Annotated in this window: 19 protein-coding genes and 1 pseudogene; 4 read left to right on the top strand and 16 right to left on the bottom strand. The window is 59.7% G+C overall.

What is annotated here, in order from left to right:
• The 13 genes and pseudogenes from DXH95_RS01125 to DXH95_RS01070 all read right to left on the bottom strand — a co-directional run bounded on the left by DXH95_RS01125 (nt 1) and on the right by DXH95_RS01070 (nt 8561).
• Nucleotides 1–618, bottom strand: coding sequence for a hypothetical protein (locus DXH95_RS01125; protein ID WP_115547638.1), 618 nt, complete (start codon nt 616–618; stop codon nt 1–3).
• Entirely contained in the window at nt 618–1070 is a 453-nt protein-coding gene (locus DXH95_RS01120; protein ID WP_115547637.1) for a hyaluronate lyase N-terminal domain-containing protein, read from the bottom strand. Before DXH95_RS01120 ends, DXH95_RS01125 begins: the two co-directional genes overlap by 1 nt.
• 36 nt (nt 1071–1106) lie before the next feature.
• Nucleotides 1107–1304, bottom strand: a complete 198-nt coding sequence (locus tag DXH95_RS01115; RefSeq protein WP_115547636.1) for a hypothetical protein — start codon at nt 1302–1304, stop codon at nt 1107–1109.
• On the bottom strand, nt 1301–1642 hold the full coding sequence (locus DXH95_RS01110; RefSeq protein WP_115547635.1) for a hypothetical protein: 342 nt from the start codon (nt 1640–1642) through the stop codon (nt 1301–1303). The genes DXH95_RS01115 and DXH95_RS01110 overlap by 4 nt, the downstream gene beginning before the upstream one ends.
• Before the next feature lie 117 nt (nt 1643–1759).
• Nucleotides 1760–2827, bottom strand: coding sequence for a phage major capsid protein (locus DXH95_RS01105; protein WP_115547634.1), 1068 nt, complete (start codon nt 2825–2827; stop codon nt 1760–1762).
• A gap of 2 nt (nt 2828–2829) precedes the next feature.
• A complete protein-coding gene (locus DXH95_RS01100) occupies nt 2830–3204 on the bottom strand; it encodes an HK97 family phage prohead protease (protein WP_115547633.1) in 375 nt (124 codons plus the stop codon).
• Nucleotides 3201–3464 (bottom strand): DUF6127 family protein, encoded by a 264-nt coding sequence (locus tag DXH95_RS01095; protein WP_115547632.1) that lies wholly within the window; start codon nt 3462–3464, stop codon nt 3201–3203. The genes DXH95_RS01100 and DXH95_RS01095 overlap by 4 nt, the downstream gene beginning before the upstream one ends.
• Nucleotides 3465–3499: 35 nt before the next feature.
• Nucleotides 3500–3949, bottom strand: a complete 450-nt coding sequence (locus tag DXH95_RS01090) for an antitoxin YezG family protein (protein ID WP_115547631.1) — start codon at nt 3947–3949, stop codon at nt 3500–3502.
• Between the two features lies 1 nt (nt 3950).
• On the bottom strand, nt 3951–4364 hold the full coding sequence (locus DXH95_RS16165; RefSeq protein WP_220272259.1) for a DNA/RNA non-specific endonuclease: 414 nt from the start codon (nt 4362–4364) through the stop codon (nt 3951–3953).
• A gap of 561 nt (nt 4365–4925) precedes the next feature.
• Nucleotides 4926–6020, bottom strand: a pseudogene (locus DXH95_RS16160) (phage portal protein); the annotation flags it as partial.
• A 17-nt stretch (nt 6021–6037) separates the two neighbouring features.
• Nucleotides 6038–7354, bottom strand: a complete 1317-nt coding sequence (locus DXH95_RS01080; RefSeq protein WP_115547629.1) for a DNA-packaging protein — start codon at nt 7352–7354, stop codon at nt 6038–6040.
• Entirely contained in the window at nt 7332–7787 is a 456-nt protein-coding gene (locus DXH95_RS01075) for a hypothetical protein (protein ID WP_115547628.1), read from the bottom strand. The genes DXH95_RS01080 and DXH95_RS01075 overlap by 23 nt, the downstream gene beginning before the upstream one ends.
• Before the next feature lie 135 nt (nt 7788–7922).
• A complete protein-coding gene (locus DXH95_RS01070) occupies nt 7923–8561 on the bottom strand; it encodes a glutathione S-transferase family protein (RefSeq protein WP_115549323.1) in 639 nt (212 codons plus the stop codon).
• A gap of 137 nt (nt 8562–8698) precedes the next feature.
• Here DXH95_RS01070 and DXH95_RS01065 point away from each other — a divergent pair, with 137 nt between their 5' ends.
• Together DXH95_RS01065 and DXH95_RS01060 are read left to right on the top strand one after the other, a co-directional pair.
• Nucleotides 8699–11323, top strand: coding sequence for a DUF2339 domain-containing protein (locus DXH95_RS01065; RefSeq protein ID WP_181883528.1), 2625 nt, complete (start codon nt 8699–8701; stop codon nt 11321–11323).
• A 38-nt stretch (nt 11324–11361) separates the two neighbouring features.
• Nucleotides 11362–12012 (top strand): YqaA family protein, encoded by a 651-nt coding sequence (locus DXH95_RS01060; protein WP_115547626.1) that lies wholly within the window; start codon nt 11362–11364, stop codon nt 12010–12012.
• A gap of 242 nt (nt 12013–12254) precedes the next feature.
• On the opposite strand, the gene DXH95_RS01050 is transcribed toward DXH95_RS01060, so the two are convergent.
• Together DXH95_RS01050 and DXH95_RS01045 are read right to left on the bottom strand one after the other, a co-directional pair.
• Nucleotides 12255–12674: a VOC family protein gene (locus tag DXH95_RS01050; protein WP_115547625.1), complete on the bottom strand. Its 420-nt coding sequence runs from the start codon at nt 12672–12674 to the stop codon at nt 12255–12257.
• On the bottom strand, nt 12671–13450 hold the full coding sequence (locus DXH95_RS01045) for a hypothetical protein (RefSeq protein ID WP_115547624.1): 780 nt from the start codon (nt 13448–13450) through the stop codon (nt 12671–12673). The genes DXH95_RS01050 and DXH95_RS01045 overlap by 4 nt, the downstream gene beginning before the upstream one ends.
• Before the next feature lie 88 nt (nt 13451–13538).
• Here DXH95_RS01045 and lnt point away from each other — a divergent pair, with 88 nt between their 5' ends.
• The gene (lnt, locus tag DXH95_RS01040) at nt 13539–15158 is read left to right on the top strand and encodes an apolipoprotein N-acyltransferase (protein ID WP_115547623.1); all 1620 of its coding nucleotides are present in this window, start codon (nt 13539–13541) and stop codon (nt 15156–15158) included.
• A gap of 74 nt (nt 15159–15232) precedes the next feature.
• A complete protein-coding gene (gene metK / locus DXH95_RS01035) occupies nt 15233–16438 on the top strand; it encodes a methionine adenosyltransferase (protein WP_115547622.1) in 1206 nt (401 codons plus the stop codon).
• Here metK and DXH95_RS01030 read toward each other — a convergent pair.
• Nucleotides 16435–17643, bottom strand: a complete 1209-nt coding sequence (locus DXH95_RS01030; protein ID WP_147291659.1) for a GGDEF domain-containing protein — start codon at nt 17641–17643, stop codon at nt 16435–16437. The genes metK and DXH95_RS01030 overlap by 4 nt on opposite strands.
• Nucleotides 17644–17697 lie beyond the last annotated feature (54 nt).

The raw sequence follows: 17697 nt of genomic DNA, 5'->3' as shown, positions 1-17697 counted from the left end.
TTAAATGGTTCGGCGACCCATTGCGCTCAGGCCGGCTTTCAACGTTACCGCGGAACCGGCCACCTCACTACGGAACTGCAATTGCACGGTGCCGCCCGTGGCACCGATATCGACCCGGAACCAGGCGTAGAAAGGCACATTTGTGGTTGCTGCCCGGACACCGGTGGTCACTCCGGTTGTGGCGTTGTCGGCGATCTGTTCGGTGACCTGCGCGGCTGTGGCGCTAGAACTTATCTGCGCCTGTCCAACGACTGAACCCGAAGGTATATCGACGGCAAGCGCTGCACCGGTCGTCGTCGCTGCAGACTGCAGCGCGCCATAAACCTTGATCAGATAGGAGCTGTTGGCACTTGATGTGAAAGACAACCCGGTCACAGCTGCCAGCGTCGTCGTGCTGTTGGCAACGTCGGCAACCAGTTTCTGCCAGGTCCACGGATCGCTGCCACCCCCGCCAGCCTCGCTTTGCTTGGCAGCCGGTTCATGGGCGTTGATTGCGGTTCCAACCGTCAAGCGGGCCTCATCTGTAATCAGGTAGACCTCGCCAGCGCGAAGCTGGCTCGATGAAGCCGCCGCATCGATCTGCGCGCGCGTTCCGCGTCTGTGCGCAAGACTGGGCATCAGAAAGTTCCGCAGTCCACATCGCCGACGGCAAGCGTAACAAAGGCATTTCCAGCATCCTTGCTCCATGCCATTGACGTGTTCATTCGGATAACCCCATCGGTTCCATTTGTTCCCCAAATATAACCGGAAGTCCCGCCGGACACCACGGCCGCCTTTTCGTCGAGATCGGACGACGGGATGTTGAGCGCCGCCTTGAAGGCATTGACGGTGATCTTGCCTTCTTTTTGCCCTGCAGCCGAGGCGTCGTGAAGAATCAGGAAGTCGGCCGCACCGTCGACAGCAGCGATGGTCGTCAGGTCGTCGATTGCCGGAACCACCGGTAATTTTGCGGTCGCGCCGGTTGCCACATGCAGCGTGCCGCGATCGGTCGTGAAATGTGCTTCGCCCGCCAGCATTGAGGCAGAGGGCAGATTGGCTTTGAGGCCACGTTTGAGTTGTAATCTGGGCATCTGCGTTCCTTTGAATAGCCCCCAAAGGGGAGAGGATTAATTGAACGTCCCACCGTCGATGATCTCGGCGACCGGACCTTCGGGCCCTGGGGGTCCGGCGATGCCGGGCGGACCGATCAGTGTCGGAACCGGTGATGGTGGATTGGCCGCGACGGTCGCGGCGATACCGCCATCCGGCCCACGCCACCGCAGCGCCAACGCAGGATTGGGCATCCTCCATTGCAGCAGCATCATGGCGTCACCGAAGGCTTGATGCGGATCGCAACTGGTTCAGTGACGATTACACCGCCCGCAACCTGCAGTCGCGCATCGGCGAGATAGGCACCCGACTGGAGCGTCGCTGAGGTCAAAGCATCAATAGTCAGCGTCCAACCGGGTGGAATGTCCGCCTGTGCTGCACGCGGAATAATCGAAAAAGTGGCCGCAACCGGCGCGCTATCAGGCACGCTGGTGCGGCCGGGCGGGACGGCCTTCATTACCGCGTTGATCGCCGTGACGGAAAGGGGATCACCCGTCACAGCATCGAGCGCGAGCGAAATCGTCTCGCCACGTTGGAAGATATATGGGGGCATTGATTGCTCCAGTTCCCCTCCCGCCTGCGGGAGGGGTTAGGGGAGGGCCCGAATAGTCTCGTCTCGTGCCGGGGACAGGCCCTCCCCCCGGCCCCTCCCGCAAGCGGGAGGGGAGAATTACGAAGCCGCAATCCGCAGCAGTTTGATCGCCTCGCTGTTCGAAACCGCCCCGCCAATCCGCTTGGTGGCGTAGAAATTGACATAGGGTTTGTTCGAATAGGGATCCCGCAGGATGTTGGTCTCGCTGCGTTCGGCGATGAGGTAACCCGCGCGGAAATTACCAAAGGCAATCGGCATGCTGTTCGCCGCAATGTCCGGCATATCCTCGCTTTCAACTACCGGATAGCCCAGCAGCGTATCGGGCTGGCCGGTGACAAGCCCTGGCGTCCAGACAAAGGCGCCGTCGCTGGTCTTGAACTTGCGGATCTTGGCGAGCGTCGCCGAATTCATCACCCACACCGCGCCCTGTCGATAGGGCGCACGCAGCGCGTGGACGAGGTCGAGCAGCTTGTCCTGCGGGTTGGTCGCCGGGAAATCCGACGCCGCACCAACCGGCACATATTGCAGCTGGCCAAAGGTACGCGTGGCATCACCAGTCGCGACCGCAGTGTAGGTTAGGAACCCTTTTGGTTTGTCAACGCCATCCCCGTTTACAAATGCGGTTCCTTCGGCCTTGGCAAATTGCGTGGCGATTTCGTCGGCCAGCCAGGCCTCGACATCGAACTGCGCATCGTCGAGCATCGCCTGCGTTGCGGCGGGATTGGCATAAAGCTCGCCAAAGCTCGGCACGATTTCGTTGAAGGTCGGCGTCGCGGTGGTCGGGCGAGCGGCGACTTCCGATGCCCAGCCAGAGGCAACGCCGTTGGTCGTCACCAGCTTGCGATAGCCAGCGCTGCCCACCTGCACGACATTGGCGACCGCGCGAATGGGGGAGATCGCCTTCAGCGTCGCATCGATTACCGCGTCGATTTCTTTGGGCACCGCATAGCCGCCATCGGCGGGCTCATTGCCGGCAAAGCTTTTCAACTCGACCTCGTGGCCCTTGCGCAAATAGCCCTCGACAAAGGCCGAACGCGCCGGATCGGCCATATTGCCCGCCGCGAGTTGCGGGCGCACCACAGCGGCGGGGATCACCGCTGCGTCAAATGCCGCCTCCAACGGGTCGGCTTTCACTTCATAGTCCATATTCACTCCTTTTCTGGATGGACAGCCAGCACCCGCGCCAGCGGTTGCATGGGATGGTTGACGACGCTGACCTCGATCAGGTCGAGGTCAGTTAGTTCACGATATGTTCCATGTTTTTTTCCGCGTACGCGATAGCCGAAGGACAGCCCTGCCCCGCTCGCCACCTGCGGCGCTTGCGGATCCATCTGCGCAATCACGCGCAGCCCGCGCGCATCTTCTTCGACGCGTTCGACAAAACCGATGCGGCGGCCCTGGTCATGCTGCCACAGCAGCGGCAATCCCGCCTTCGCCGCGCGGGCAAAGGCGCCCTTACGGACGATATCCCCGCCCCGGTCGGGATGGTCGAAAATGGCGGCATAGCCTGCGAAGCGCTTCATTTGATCACCAGCCCGCCCAGCCCCAGCTTGACCGCAAGACCAATCACCAGCACCGCGAGCGCGCCACGCACCAGCCATTCGACCACCGCCTTATGCGCCGACCTTTTGGCATCCCGCCAGGCAGAGAGCAGCTCGCGCAAATCGGCCATGTCCTTCGCCGCACTTTCATCGGCGAGCCCCAGATGCGCCAGCGCCCGCTGGGCACCCGCCTCCGAAGCCCGGGCGAGAAGCTCGCCAAGCTGTTTGTCTTCGATTGTCATTGGTTAGTCCTTATTGCCGCTAGTGCGACAGAATCTCAGTCTTTGTCGTCGTCGAGATGCGCAAGATCTTCGAGTGTCAGCTCGACCGCGTCGGGCCCCAAAGGTGGATAAATCACAGGCTTATCTCCGAATCGAGCTCGGACAAGGCGGTCGCGTCGTTCATCACTATCTTCGTCTGGGTCCAACTGGTCGGCATAGGTATATGATGAGTTGAATCGCCCGTCGCGAACATCATATTCAAGTACCGTCCATTTTTCATGTTCTAGCGCTGTTTCCCATAGATTCATGACTTCATCAAACAGATCGCTATCTGGATCATAATAGACCACTCGCTCGCCCTCGTCATGGAAAATAGCCACTTCGTAAGCGCCGTCATCAACTTCTGCGTACAGGAACGAGCCATCGGGGTTCTGGCCAATTATCTCGAATATATGTTGACCGAGCGCATTGAGGATTTCTCCTACCTTTTCGTCCTGCTCCGTCATTTCACTTACCTTTCCGGATATTCGGAACAGTTGTCCGATGAGGCTTCCCATTAACCTTGTATTTGACTTCGATGTAGTCGGGTCTTCGGGAGTTTCCCGTGTATTTGGGAATGATTTCGACTTCTACCTTTTTTCCGCGTTTTAGCGCCTTCTTCCATCCATTCTCTAGCCTCCTATAGGCTCCGCGATTGATTTTCGCATCCTGTGCAATGTGGTTTTCCGGAATCTCCGGCCCACCAAATTCGCGTGCAATCAAATGGCCGCCATGGTCTGACGGTTTACGATCAGGCTTTCCAGCGTTGCGTTGCGCACTTCTCGATCTCTTTTGGTTAGGTTGTAGACGCAGTTCACCAGATGCCGGCCCAGAACGCCCTTCGAAATCGCGGCTAAAGTTGTATCCACCTGAACGGACCACATTGATGGATGACACCCCTGTCGCGATTGCCGTCGCAGCGCTGGTGGCAGTAGAAGCCGTAGCTGCACCCGCGGCAGCAATTGCTGCAGACACGCCAGCAAAAACAGTCGAACTGTTACGTTCTGATGCGGTGTCGACCTTTATTGTTTTCGTTAGATCAGAATCAGGACTTGCCGCATCTGGGCGTTTGTCAGGAAGCACCCTCGGCTTCACCGGCTGTTGTTTTTTGGGAACAGCCTTTGGTGTTGAGGTCCTTTTGATCAACCGCGGCTTTATTGTCTTCCTGGGTTTTGACTCAGCAGGTTTGGACGGCTGCCAACTCCCAGTAGCGCCACCTCCTCCAAAGGTTCCGGTGGATTTCGGTTTTGGCTTGCCCCAAGAGCCCGAGGCACCGCCGCCACCGAAACTGCCACCCCCACCATTGCCAAAATTCCGCCCCTGCCCTGCAAACGTGAACTTGCCATCCTCGGTGTCGTGCCAAGGATTATATTTCAGCTCTAATATTCCTGTTTTGTTCTCTAATTCAGATGCTGGAACGCTGGTCTTCTCAGACACGGGATCAAACCCCGCCACCGCCCTTTTCTCCTCCAGTGTCAGGAAATCCGCGCCTGCCACCTGCGCCCACAACCGTTCGCGATCCTCGCTCAGCGCACTCACCTGATCGACGTCGACCGCCAGCGCGAGATCGGAAAACCAAGGCCGCAACCCTTCGGAGAGCGCGTCGAGGATCTTCCCCGCCAGCGGCAGGATGGCCTGCCGCCACAGCGCCTTGTTCGCTTCGCGGTAATTGGCGTAGGTCGCATCGCCCGGTAGGCCGAGCAGCATTGGCGGCACGCCGAAGGCCAACGCAATCTCGCGAGCCGCCGCGGCCTTCAGCCCGGCAAAATCCATGTCGGCGGGGGTCAGCGACAGCGTCTGCCATTTCAGCCCGCCTTCGAGCAGCATCGGCCGCCCGGCATTATCCTGCCCTGAAAAGCTGCGCTTCAATTCCTCCTGCAGCCGGTCAAACTGTTCACCCGACAGCGCCTCTGCCGCTTCATGCACCAGCGCACCACTGGGCCGTGCCGCATTGTCGAGCAGCGCCTTGTTCCAGCGCGTCGAGGCATTGTGGATCGCGATCGCCCCCGATGCAGCACCCAGGCAGCCCAAGCCATAATGGTCATCGAGCGGGTGATGCGTGCGGATATGGATCATCTCGTTCGCCGCCAGCCGCGTCACCGCCTCCCCCGCTTTATAGCGGAAAGCAGCGGGCCAGCCACGCGCATCGGCCTCCACCGAGACCCGCTCGGGCCGCAGCGCATAAAGCTCGCATACAACGCCATCGGGCGCGGCAAGTAATTGCACATAGCCATTGCCATGCAGCAGCAATTGCGCCGCCAGCGTCTCAAGCAGCGACTGCCCGCCGCTGGTTGCCTTCACCAAAGCCAGCGCCGCATCGTCCGAAGCAGAGAGCGGCACCGAAGCCACCCCTTCCGCCACAAGCCGCACCGCACGCTGCGCCACGACATTGTTGAGATAGCCCTCGCGCAATTGCGCTTCATAGGATTTGGGCCATTCGCCAATCACCCCGCCCGCAAAGGCGCGTGTCAGCGAGACATGCGTTTTGGCCGGACGCAGCATCCCGCGCCCGGCCGACTTCCAGCCGAAGAGTTTCATTCAAAGCTCCCGTAAATTTAAAGTTGCCGTACCCGCGGCTCATTCCCGCGCTTGCCCAGCATCAATTCGCTCATTGCCCAAACCAGCGCGTCGGCCCGGTCGGGGGATCGGCCAGGCCCTTCATAGCCGCCGCCCGAGATCAGGCCGCACAGTTCATCCTCCAGCTCGGGGAAGCCCCCGATATGGAAGGCCTTGCCTGCCTCATAGAGCGCCGCCACCGGCTCTGCTCGTGCGACCTTGCCGCGTGAGGCCGAGACCTTTTTCACCGGCATCGCCACATCGGCGGCCTGCAGGGTGCTGACCACCATGTCGCCGCCATTATTCGCCTCTGCCACCACCCGGTCCGCACCCCAAGCGAGCGCGGCGGCCGAGACGGCGCGGGCCCAGCCTTCGGGCGATCGGCCTTTCACGCTATGATCGGCGAGCACATAGGCTTTACCTTCGGCGCTCTTGCCAACCGCAATGATCCCGCAGGCATCGCCGCCGGCCGAAGCGGGCGGGTCGACGCCGATGACGATGCGGCGCATGTCGGGCGCACCCTTCACCCGACACCGCTCGATCAAATCCCGCGTCCACAGCGCGTCCTCGGCATCCTCCAGAAATTCGCCGAGCAATTCCTGCCGCCCCAACCGCGCTTTGCCATAGGTTTCGGCCATCGCCTGCCGATAGCTGGTGGGCAGGTTCGATCGGTTCGCCTCCATCGCGCCGCGCGTGATGGCAACGCCATCTTCCTTGAGGAGCCGCCGCACCAGCGGCACGGCGCGCGGAGTGGTAGTGGCGACGATGCGCGGTCCCTCGCCCAGCCGCATCGTCATCATCAGATTGTCCCAGGCATCGGTGCCCTTCTCCCATTTCGCGACCTCGTCCGCCCAGGCGAGATGATGTTCGGGGCCGCGCAGCGCCTCAGGCTCTGACGCGGCAAAGACATTGGCGATTGCTCCGGTCGGCCAGACCAACCTTTTGAGTGACGGTTCCCATGTCGGGCGTTGCTCATCGGGCGCGATCGCGAGCAATCCGCTCTCTCCCTCGATCATGATCGACCGCGCCTCGTGTAGCGTGGCCGCGACCAGCGCGATCCGCAACGATCCGTCGGCCTCGGCGCAGGCGCGCACATATTCGGCGGCCATGCGCGTCTTGCCAAAACCGCGTCCGGCCATCACAAACCAAGTGCGCCAGTCACTCGGTGGCGGATACTGGTCGGTGCGTGCCCAGAAGGGCCAATCATATTCGATCTGCCACAGCTTTTCCGGCTTTTTCTCCTTCAGCCATTTGATAAAATCCGCGCCCGTCCGCCGTGCGACCCGCTCCGCCTCACTCTGCGGCGCGGCCGTCATCACCCATCCTTTTGCGCATGGCTGCAAAGCGGGCTTCCAGCCGCGCCTGCACCTCTTTCGGATCGCGCGAGCGCGACAGTGCGGGCTTGGTCGAGCCGCGCACCGTCGCCTTGTGCGCCGCGAGCAGCGCCATGCCGATCCGTGTCTTCATCTGCTTCTGTTTGAAGGTGCTGTCCTTCATATTGCTCGCCGGGGCCGACAGGGCTTCCGACAGCAGGTTCGCCTCCAGCCGCGCATAGCCTTCGCTCAGAGCGGCGAGCCATTTCGAGCAGAAGTCAGCGGATTTCCTGCGCAGATCATAGACGGGTGACGTCGTAACACCCGCAGCCTTGGCGGATGCGGAAACATTGGATGTCTGCGCAAGGTGCGCCAGGAATATCTTTTGCGCGGCAGGGCCAAAGCCTTTGCTCGCAGCCTTTTTTCCAAACACCATCGCCAAATCCTTTCGCGCAATGAAAAGGGCCGGAAGCAGTTTTCACTGCCCCGGCCCGAATCGCATTTTTCCAATATCGCAATATGTGCCGTATTGGCGTTACGATGTCAAGATATTTTTACCTATTTGGTTATTTTATCCCAAGCCAAGCATCTTCCTTTCGCGCGGGATCCAGGTCGCAAAGCCCGGGCGTGCGTGGATGCCTGCCAGATAGGCGGTGAGTTTGGGATATGCTGCGGGGTCAGGCACGATCCCGCAATGGGCGACATTCACAAAGGGGCTGGCAACCGCGATATCGGCGAGCGTCAGCCGGTCTGCGACCAGATAGCCCGACGCCGGAATGATGCCTTCCAGATAATCATAGATTGGCACCATGTCAGCCTCGCCCTGTTTGGCGGCTTCCTCATCCCCTGGTTTGCCCATGAATTTGGGGGAGACGACGCGGTTGAAGAAAATCTTCCCGCCAGCGGTGGTGACAATCGTATCGGCAAATTCATCGAACCACACCGACCGCGCGCGATCGGCGGGATCCGCCGGGATCATCGCGGGTTCGGGCTGCTTGGCCTCCAAATAGGTTACAATCGCGGACGAATCCGAAATCGTGAAATCGCCATCGCGAAAGCCGGGCATTTTGCGGAACGGGCTGCTAGCAATGAAATCCGGGTTGGGATCGCCAAGTCCGACCGGAACCAGCTCCAGTTCGACCCCCTTTTCAGCGGCAAAGGCCAAAACCTTGCGGACAAAGGGAGAGAGGGGTGCGCCATAGAGAATCATAATCATCGTCCTTTGCTGGAATTTCCTGCTGCGCTGTTTGCCATATCAGTTGCGCTTTGCAACCAGTACGTCGAGCGCGCTTGCCAATCGCGGCGAAGCGGGTAAGCCCTTGATCCTGAACCGCCATGGGGGATGCGATGGAAGGCCTGTTACTGCTGATAGCGCTGGTGCTTGCAGTCTGGCTGCTCAACCTCAACGGGCGCATCAAACTGCTCGAGGAGCGGATTTCCATACTGATCGACCGGATGAATGCCGGATCAGTCGCGCCGGTTGCAGCCCAGCGGGACGTTGCAGAGGAAGCGGACTCACCAACTGCTCCACCCCCGGCGATGGCCTATGCCAGCCGCAGACCGGCGACTGTCAAAGGCGAAGTGTCGGATGAAAAACCGCGCGCCACTATCGAAGCCCCACCTCCCCACCCCGAACCCGAAACGGAAGCCCCACCAAAGAGGAGCTGGAGCTTCGAGGAACTGGTGGGCGGCAAATTGCCGATCTGGGTCGGCGGGATATCACTGGTTTTCGCAGGCTTCTTCCTTGTGCGTTACACCATCGACGCCGGACTTCTCGGCCCCGGCACGCGGTCGGTGCTGGCGGCGCTGTTTGCGCTGTTGCTGATCGCAGGGAGCCAATGGGGCGGGCGGTTGCCCAAAATCGGCGAATCCTTCACTGCCGATCCGCGCATCGCCCAATCGCTGGCGGGGGCTGGCATCGCGATCCTATACGGCACGCTCTACATGGTGGCCGAAGTCTATGGCCTGATCGGCATGCCCATCGCCTTTGCCCTGCTCATCGCCACCACAATCCTCGCTTTCGCGCTCGCGCTCCGCCACGGCCCGCCAACTGCGCTGATGGGGCTCATCGGCGGCTTTGCCGCACCTTGGGTCGCCGGACTGGGGCCGGACAATGTGCCAGTGTTGCTGCTCTATCTCGGCGTTTTCCTCGCGGGCCTGTTCGGCCTCGCTTTGTGGCGCCGCTGGCTATGGTTGCTGCTGCTCGCAAGCGGTGGCGGCGCGCTGTGGACCATCGGCCTAATCGTAGCAGCCGAAAGCGCCCTGCCGTTGGTGGGGCTGTTCGTCCTCGCCGCGGGCGGGGCAGCGATATTGGTGGGCGACCGCTTTGTCGGCAGCGACCCGCGGCTCGAAGCGATGGCCCGCTACGCGCCGATGGCACTGGCGCTGGTGCAACTCGCGATGCTGTTGCCGCGTCTGCAATTCAGCTGGATCGGATGGGGCTTTTACGGGGTGCTGTCGGCGATGGCGATCGCACTCGCCTGGCGTGACGAGCGGCATATGCCCAGCCTGTTCGGCGCACTCCTCCTGTGCCTGATGCCGCTTGCGGCGGGATGGGACAGTCAGGCTTCGCGGACGATGATGATCGTGGCATCGCTGGGCACTGGCCTGCTTTTCGCCATTCCAGCGCATCTGCGCGCGCGCAGCGACCAGCCCAGCCGGGCCTATTGGGCAATACTCGCGCTAATGGCGCAGGCGGTGCCCTTTGCAGCAGCCTTCACGGTTGCCAAGCCGGACTATCCCGACAGCGTCTGGGCCGCAGTTTCCGCGCTGCTGATTGCACCGGCAGCCTTCATCGCATGGCAGTGGCGGCAGGCGTCGTCGCGCATCGACCAGATCGTCCAGATCGCCGGCGCAGCTCTTGCAGCGGCGATGGGCTGGTTGGCGCTCACGCACCTCCTGCCGAATGATTATATTGCTAGTGCGACCTTCGCCATCGCTGCTGCACTCGCCGCATGGGCCATCCGCACCAATGGCAGCGCGATGCAAAAACTGGCAGCGATTCCGCTGGGCTTTGGCATCCTCGCCTTGGTCGCCGGGTCATGGCGCTTCCTCGATGCGTTGGGCGGGGCATTGGGCGGCGAGATCCTGACTGTATCGGGCCTCCCCGACATCACCGAGGCCGCCAAGCTGACGCTGCTGCCATCGCTGCTGGTCTTGGCGATCGCCGCACTTCCCCAATTCGCCCTAGGTCGCTGGACAAGGTGGGCGACATGGTTTGCAGGCGGCACCGGCTTGCTCGCTTTCATCTGGCTGATCGCCAAGCAGGTCGCGCATATCGACAGTCCGTCCCAATTCATCACGCTTGGCTTGGCCGAACGGGTCGTGATGACGCAGCTGCTCTTCCTCGCCGGATGGTTGGCGATGCGCCGTGCGACCGAGGGCGCGAGCATCTGGGCCAAGGCAGGTCTGGCCGCGATCGCGCTGGCGCTGTTCCGGCTGTGCTGGTTCGACCTGGGCGTCTTCAATCCGCTATACGAGGCGCAAGCGCTTGGTCCGGCACCCATCGCTAATCTCGGCACGATCCATATTGGCCTTTCCGCCTTCTGGTTGTGGCAATTGGCACGTAGTCCCATTATCGCAAAAGCACATCCACAACTACCGAAACTGGCTGAAATCGGGAGCCTGCTGGCGATGGCGCTCACCGCGCTCGTCACCGTTCGTCAGCTGGTTCAAGGCAATCTGATCTCGGGGGCGACCATCGATGTCGGGGAGAATTATCTCTACTCGGCGGCGTTGCTCGCACTATCGATTGCCTGGCTTGCCATAGGGATCAAAACCGGCCTCGCCGTTCTCCGCCTTGCCGGGTTGGCGCTGCTGACCGTAGTCACGCTCAAGGTCTTCCTGATTGACGCCGCCGCGCTCGAAGGGGTGCTGCGGATCCTTTCTTTCATGGGGTTGGGCATCGCCTTGATCGGCATCGGCTGGGCCTATGGCCGCGTGATGCGTGCGGGCAAGGCCACGACCGATTAAGTCTTGCCCGGATAGAGAAACCCCCTAGAGCCGCCAATATGCTGCAACGCCTGTACGAATGGATGATGGATAAAGCCGCACACGCCCATGCGGAGCGCTGGCTGCTCCTTTTCTCCTTCATTGAATCGAGCTTCTTCCCGATCCCGCCGCATCCGCTGCTCGGCCTGATGTGCCTAGCGCGACCTGACCGGGCTATCCGCTATGGCATGATTTGCACGCTGGCATCGGTGCTGGGTGGATTGTTCGGCTATGCTATCGGCTATTTCGCTTATGAAACCATCGGGGTATCTTTGCTCAAGGCCTTGGGCCTGTGGGACACTTTCCCTGCCGCCGCCTGTTATCTGCGCGAATTCGGGGCGGAGATCATCCTGATAAAAGGTGCAACACCGATCCCGTTCAAACTGCTGACACTGACCGCGGGCTTCATCCAGATGCCCTTATTCGATTTCATCTGGTCAAGCGTGCTGAGCCGCGCCTTCCAGTTCATGCTGGTGGGCATATTATTCTGGAAATTCGGCGCGCCGATTAAGGCTTTCATCGACAAATATCTGGCCTGGGTCAGCGCCGGGTTCATCATAATCGTTGTCGGCGGCTTTGTCGCTTTCTCAATGCTGGCGGGCGGCGGATCGAAAGCGAGCGACAAATGCTCAGGCGTAACAACCATGGAGCAGGTTTTTCAGCGGACCTGATGCTTTTAGATCGAACTAATCGTTGATGGACTGCAACATGGTGGAAGTAGAAATTTATAAGTCTGAGGATGAAATCCTCATGTCCGTCACTCTGCCATTCATGCCCAGAGTTGGAGAATATCTATCGCTCGATTCCGGCGGATACTTCTCATATTATTATGTTGTAGAGGTCTGGATCAGACAGGATTCTGCGAGCAAATTTATCGCTTGCTTGCAAGTTGAACTCAAAGACTGATCATCAATCAGGTCGCAAACAACTGGCTGTCGTCGGCAAAGGCCTTGAACTCCAGCGCATTGCCGCTGGGATCGGTAAAAAACATCGTCGCCTGTTCGCCGACCTGCCCCTTGAAACGCACATAGGGTTCGATACCGAAGCGGACACCAGCAGCCTTAAGTCTCTCCGCCAGATCCTCCCATTGCGGCATGGTCAGCACGATCCCGAAATGCGGAACTGGAACGTCGTGCCCGTCAACAGCGTTGTGGATCGGGCGCGGCGTCATGCCTGCGTCCAGATTCGCCACAATTTGATGGCCATAGAGATCAAAATCGATCCAGTGATCCGACGAGCGCCCCTCGCGGCAGCCAAGCAGTTCGCTGTAAAACGCTCTCGCTGCTGCAAGATCATGCACGGGAAAGGCAAGGTGGAACGGGCGCAGGCTCATTCGGGCGGCATCGCCAGCGCGAGCGACTCCCCGAGGCGCAGACAGCGCGCCATTTTTTCCTCGTTGCTGGGTTCTTTTTCCAGCTCGGTCTGCAGTTCTTCGGCAGAGATCGGCTTGGGCTTTTCGGCAGGGGAAAGCCCCTGCGCCCTGAAAGCAAAGGCTTGCGCCAACCGCCCGAAAGCCTTCGCATCGCGACTGTCGGCACCCTCGCGGTCCGTTATTTCCTTGTATGAAATATCGACCAGCGTCTTGCAATAGCGGATGCGATGCGGGTTGCCCAAATCTTCACCCAATTGGGTACGATATTGGGCGATCTTGTCTGGTTCGTCGGTTTTTGGAGCAGGCTCGAGCGCCAGCATAGTAGGGCTGTTATCAGTCGGTGCCACAGGGGTCGCCGCGTCGGCTGCCGCGAGTTGCGCATCCATGAACGCCTTGCACAGCTTCACCCGGCCCCGGACGTAATCCATCGGGTCTTTGGCGTCGTTCATTTCGATGACTCTAGCCTGTTCGGCCTCAACCGACTGCTGAATAGCGAAAGCCACTACTTCGCGTGGCTGCCCGCTTTCTTCCATGACCCGTGCGCCGACCATGCCGGCCCAGCGCTTGCCGCTTTCACGCAAATCGGGGAAGGTTTCGGGCAATTCCTGCCCGGTCCGTTGTTCATTGGCAATTATGCCGATTGTCGCGACACAGCCAATGTCGCGCATCTGCGCTTCGTTGATCGGAACCGGTGGATTGGGCGCGAGCATCAGCGCAAAAATCGGGATCATGTTCATCAGCTTTTGCTAGCAGCGCGCGCCTGAACGGCAAACAACAAGTTTGAACGATTGCAATTGCAACATTTGCCCGCCATGTCGGCAACCGATGGCGAAGCTGCTGGCAACATTCGAAAAACATCGCGGCATTGCGCTGCTGATTGCGGGTGGAATTTCGGCCACTGGCTTTGCCCCGCTCAATCTGTGGCCGCTGACCTTGTTGTGCCTAGCCCTGCTGATGCATCTGGTTGTCAAGGCGGAAAGCGGCAAACGCGCCTTCGTTCTGGGCTGGCTCTTCGGCGTTGGGCATTTCTGCATCGGCAACAACTGGATCGCGACCGCCTTCAGCTATCAGGCAGCCATGCCCGCCTGGCTGGGCTGGATCGCGGTGTTTTTGCTCGCGCTCTATCTGGCGGTTTATCCGGCTCTGGCGTGCTGGGGGGCGTGGCGGATTGCGAAATTTGCCGCGCCTGCCTCCCCCAAGGCGACGATCCCATTCATCCTCGCATTCGCCGGATGCTGGATCATCGCCGAATGGCTTCGCAGTTGGGTCTTCACCGGCTTTGCCTGGAACCCGTTGGGCGTCATTGCGGTCGGCGATGCGGCAGCGCCTGCCATCTATATCGGCAGCTATGGGCTGTCAGGGTTGGTCATCGCATCAGCAGGTATCTTGCTGCTGCTGGTAAGCCGCACGTGGCGACCTGCCCTTTTCCTAGCCTTACCGCTCACTGTGTTGGCTGTGACTGCGCTGGTCGTGTTCAACACGGACAGCATCGACACCGTGATCCGCAACAAAGCGTTCAACAAACGGCAGGTCGAACTCACAATCGTTCAGCCCAATATCAGCCAGATCGATAAATATGCCCCCGGTTATGACGCGATCAATTTCTCCCGCCTTGCCCAACACAGCCAGCCGAAAAATGAACGCCCCCGCCTGGTCCTCTGGCCCGAAGCCGCGATCCCCTGGCGGTTGGAGGAAGGCTATCCGTTCCGTTACTACCAGTTCCAGCCCGGAGAGAGCGCCCAGGGTGCACGACTTACCTTGATGCGGCTGATGAACCCCGGTGACGTCCTGATCACTGGCGTGGACCGTTTGGAATTCGACAAGGACGAGCAACTGGTGGGCGCGCGTAATGGCGTCACCGCAATGGACAGCTCGGGCAAAATCCTCGCCACCTATGACAAGGCCCACCTCGTCCCCTATGGCGAATATCTGGCGCTGCGCTGGTTGCTCGAGCCATTGGGCGCGACGCGACTGGTGCCCGGAACGATCGATTTCTGGCCAGGCCCCGGCCCGCGTACACTCAACCTGCCAGTCGACGGACGGCGCGTGAAGGTCGGCATGCAGATTTGCTATGAAATCATCTTTTCAGGGCAGGTCACGGACCGCGCCAACCGCCCCGATTTCATCTTCAACCCCTCAAACGACGCATGGTTCGGCAGTTGGGGCCCGCCGCAACATCTGGCGCAGGCCCGTCTGCGCGCGATTGAGGAAGGGCTGCCGGTCGTCCGTTCAACCCCCACCGGGATCAGCGCGGTGATCAATGCCGACGGGCGCATCATCGACAGTCTGCCGCATAAGAAGGCTGGTCGTATCGACGCAACGCTGCCCTTGGCAAAAGCCCCAACGCTGTTCGCTCTATATGGCAATATCCTGCCGCTCGCCTTTGCCGCACTGCTCATCGCATGCGCACTGTTGCCACTTGCTCGACGCGGCGCTTCCCGCTAAGGGGCCGCGAAGCACATAAAGATTTCTTTATACGCAGACACAGAACCGCTTAACCTTTGGGGACTGGGAAAACCATGCGCACCAATTATCTCTTCACCTCTGAATCCGTATCCGAAGGCCATCCTGACAAGGTTGCCGACCAGATCAGCGACGCGATTGTCGATCTGTTCCTGTCCAAAGACCCCGAAGCCCGTATCGCTTGCGAAACGCTGACCACAACGCAGCTGGTCGTGTTGGCGGGCGAAATCCGCTGTAAGGGCGTTTACGAAAATGGCGCATGGGCAGCGGGTGCCAAGGAAGAGATTGAAGCCACCGTCCGCCGCACGGTCAAGGAAATCGGCTATGAGCAGGAAGGATTTCATTGGGAAAGCTTCCGCTTTGAAAACAATCTGCACGGTCAGTCAGCCCATATCGCGCAAGGCGTCGATGCCAGCGGCAACAAGGATGAAGGTGCCGGCGATCAGGGCATCATGTTCGGCTATGCAACCGACGAAACCCCCGCCCTTATGCCCGCCACGCTCTATTACAGCCACAAAATCCTCGAGCGCATGGCCGCTGACCGCCATTCGGGCGCAGCTCCATTTCTGGAGCCCGATGCCAAGAGCCAGGTAACCTTGCGCTATGAAGGCAGCCTGCCGGTCGCGGCGACCGCCATTGTTGTCTCCACCCAACATGCGCCGGGCTATGATGAAGGCGCGAAGGAAGCCGAACTGCACGCTTATGTGAAAAAGGTAGTCGCAGACGTGATCCCGCCGGTACTGCTGCGGGAAACCGAATATCACATCAACCCGACCGGCAGCTTTGAAATCGGCGGCCCCGATGGTGACGCCGGCCTCACCGGTCGCAAGATCATCGTCGACACCTATGGCGGTGCCGCCCCGCATGGCGGCGGTGCCTTTTCGGGCAAGGACCCGACCAAGGTCGACCGTTCGGCTGCCTATATCAGCCGCTATCTAGCCAAAAACATCGTCGCAGCGGGTCTTGCCACGCGCTGCACGATCCAGTTGGCTTATGCCATTGGAGTGTCCAAGCCGCTTTCGCTTTATGTTGACACGCATGAAACCGGGACGGTTGGCGACGACAAGATCGAAGCGGCCATCATGGGTATCGAAAAGCTCGGCGGACTGACCCCTCGTTCGATCCGTACCCATCTGGGCCTGAATAAGCCAATCTATCGCAACACCGCTGCCTACGGTCATTTCGGACGCAAAGCGGAAGGCGATTTCTTCCCCTGGGAACGCACCGATCTGGTCGAGGATCTGAAGGCAGCGCTCGCTTAAGCTGAAACGGCTGCAACCGAGTGTAGGTTTAATTTGCCGGTTTCGGCGAACACAACTCGGTTGCGGCCATTTTCCTTGGCACGGTAGAGCGCCCGGTCTGCACGCCGGATTGCGTCATCAATATTCTCATCGGGTTCAAGGACTGCAACACCCATGCTTGCAGTGACCTGCAAATGATGGTGCGGCGCCCCTAGCCGCGTCGCAGCTATTGCCGATCGCAACAATTCAGCCACCTGCAATACTGCCTGGCGTTCGCTGGGTCTTAGCAAAACGACAAATTCCTCACCACCAAAGCGGACAACTTCGCCCAGGCCCTTGCAACAGGAAATCAGCGTCTGCGATACCGCAACCAGCACGCCATCGCCGACACCGTGCCCGTGCGTGTCATTGACCTGTTTGAAATGGTCTAGATCAACCATCAAAACGCTGTGAAACGGCAATACGTCATGCGGTTCATCCAGCATGCGCTCAAAACCGCGGCGATTGGCGACACCCGTCAACGGGTCGACAGTCGCAGCGACAAAATGCCGCGCCACCAAGTCAGACGTTATCGCCATCATTAGCAAGAATGCGAGGCTCAAGGCGAAAATTGCGGATGTGAAGTAGAAGATCATCATATATTGCGACCACTGGCTGGTCCGCGCATATTCGCCAGACTGATCCAGCGTGAAGTAGAACGCAAATCGCACGATATAGCAAAGCCAGCACATCGCTATGACAAAAGCGGTAATATTATCGAGCCGTTTCGCCCGGTGCGCAAAAAATCGCGGAAGCGCGAGTGTCAGTAATGCAATGGCTACAATAGATGCATTCGGAACCCGAATTGCCACGCTATCAACAATAAATGTTGCGGCCAGATTGATAGCCAGCCCGGTAAAAAACAGCGCCAGAGCTGGCTTTACTGGAGTTTGGTCTCCATGGCGGACAAGAAATGCGTCGGCCATATACCACAGCACAAGCCAGTGCAGCGGGACAGCCATCGTGAAAAACCAACTTGGGAACAGTGTGCGCTGGGTGTCGAGGATAATCGCGAGCATACCCATGCCAAATGCCGCCGCGCCCTTTTTAGCTGACGAAGCACCGCTTTCCGATCGGGCCAAAGTCACGAAGGCAGCGGTAAAGACGCCGTACATGACGGGAAGCACCCAAAAGAAGATCTTGTCGGTAATCACGCTGGTCCGAATACGCCCCCAAGTAATAAACAATCTGCACGTAAGTTAGTGTAAATCCGGTAAAGACCGACGGTGGACGACGGACGC

The sequence above is a fragment of the Sphingorhabdus pulchriflava genome (genome assembly GCF_003367235.1).
Lineage (GTDB): Bacteria > Pseudomonadota > Alphaproteobacteria > Sphingomonadales > Sphingomonadaceae > Sphingorhabdus_B > Sphingorhabdus_B pulchriflava.
This window is presented reverse-complemented; position numbering and strand designations above follow the sequence as displayed.

Excerpts from the sequence above, each read along its gene's own strand:
- DXH95_RS01125 (WP_115547638.1), bottom strand. The coding sequence starts at position 618 with ATGCCCAGTCTTGCGCACAGACGCGGAACGCGCGCGCAGATCGATGCG.
- DXH95_RS01090 (WP_115547631.1), bottom strand. The coding sequence starts at position 3,949 with ATGACGGAGCAGGACGAAAAGGTAGGAGAAATCCTCAATGCGCTCGGT.
- DXH95_RS01070 (WP_115549323.1), bottom strand. The coding sequence starts at position 8,561 with ATGATTCTCTATGGCGCACCCCTCTCTCCCTTTGTCCGCAAGGTTTTG.
- DXH95_RS01065 (WP_181883528.1), top strand. The coding sequence starts at position 8,699 with ATGGAAGGCCTGTTACTGCTGATAGCGCTGGTGCTTGCAGTCTGGCTG.
- DXH95_RS01060 (WP_115547626.1), top strand. The coding sequence starts at position 11,362 with ATGCTGCAACGCCTGTACGAATGGATGATGGATAAAGCCGCACACGCC.
- lnt (WP_115547623.1), top strand. The coding sequence starts at position 13,539 with ATGGCGAAGCTGCTGGCAACATTCGAAAAACATCGCGGCATTGCGCTG.
- DXH95_RS01075 (WP_115547628.1), bottom strand. The coding sequence starts at position 7,787 with ATGGTGTTTGGAAAAAAGGCTGCGAGCAAAGGCTTTGGCCCTGCCGCG.
- DXH95_RS01110 (WP_115547635.1), bottom strand. The coding sequence starts at position 1,642 with ATGCCCCCATATATCTTCCAACGTGGCGAGACGATTTCGCTCGCGCTC.
- DXH95_RS01105 (WP_115547634.1), bottom strand. The coding sequence starts at position 2,827 with ATGGACTATGAAGTGAAAGCCGACCCGTTGGAGGCGGCATTTGACGCA.
- metK (WP_115547622.1), top strand. The coding sequence starts at position 15,233 with ATGCGCACCAATTATCTCTTCACCTCTGAATCCGTATCCGAAGGCCAT.
- DXH95_RS01045 (WP_115547624.1), bottom strand. The coding sequence starts at position 13,450 with ATGAACATGATCCCGATTTTTGCGCTGATGCTCGCGCCCAATCCACCG.
- DXH95_RS01095 (WP_115547632.1), bottom strand. The coding sequence starts at position 3,464 with ATGACAATCGAAGACAAACAGCTTGGCGAGCTTCTCGCCCGGGCTTCG.
- DXH95_RS01120 (WP_115547637.1), bottom strand. The coding sequence starts at position 1,070 with ATGCCCAGATTACAACTCAAACGTGGCCTCAAAGCCAATCTGCCCTCT.
- DXH95_RS01050 (WP_115547625.1), bottom strand. The coding sequence starts at position 12,674 with ATGAGCCTGCGCCCGTTCCACCTTGCCTTTCCCGTGCATGATCTTGCA.
- DXH95_RS01100 (WP_115547633.1), bottom strand. The coding sequence starts at position 3,204 with ATGAAGCGCTTCGCAGGCTATGCCGCCATTTTCGACCATCCCGACCGG.
- DXH95_RS01080 (WP_115547629.1), bottom strand. The coding sequence starts at position 7,354 with ATGACGGCCGCGCCGCAGAGTGAGGCGGAGCGGGTCGCACGGCGGACG.
- DXH95_RS01115 (WP_115547636.1), bottom strand. The coding sequence starts at position 1,304 with ATGATGCTGCTGCAATGGAGGATGCCCAATCCTGCGTTGGCGCTGCGG.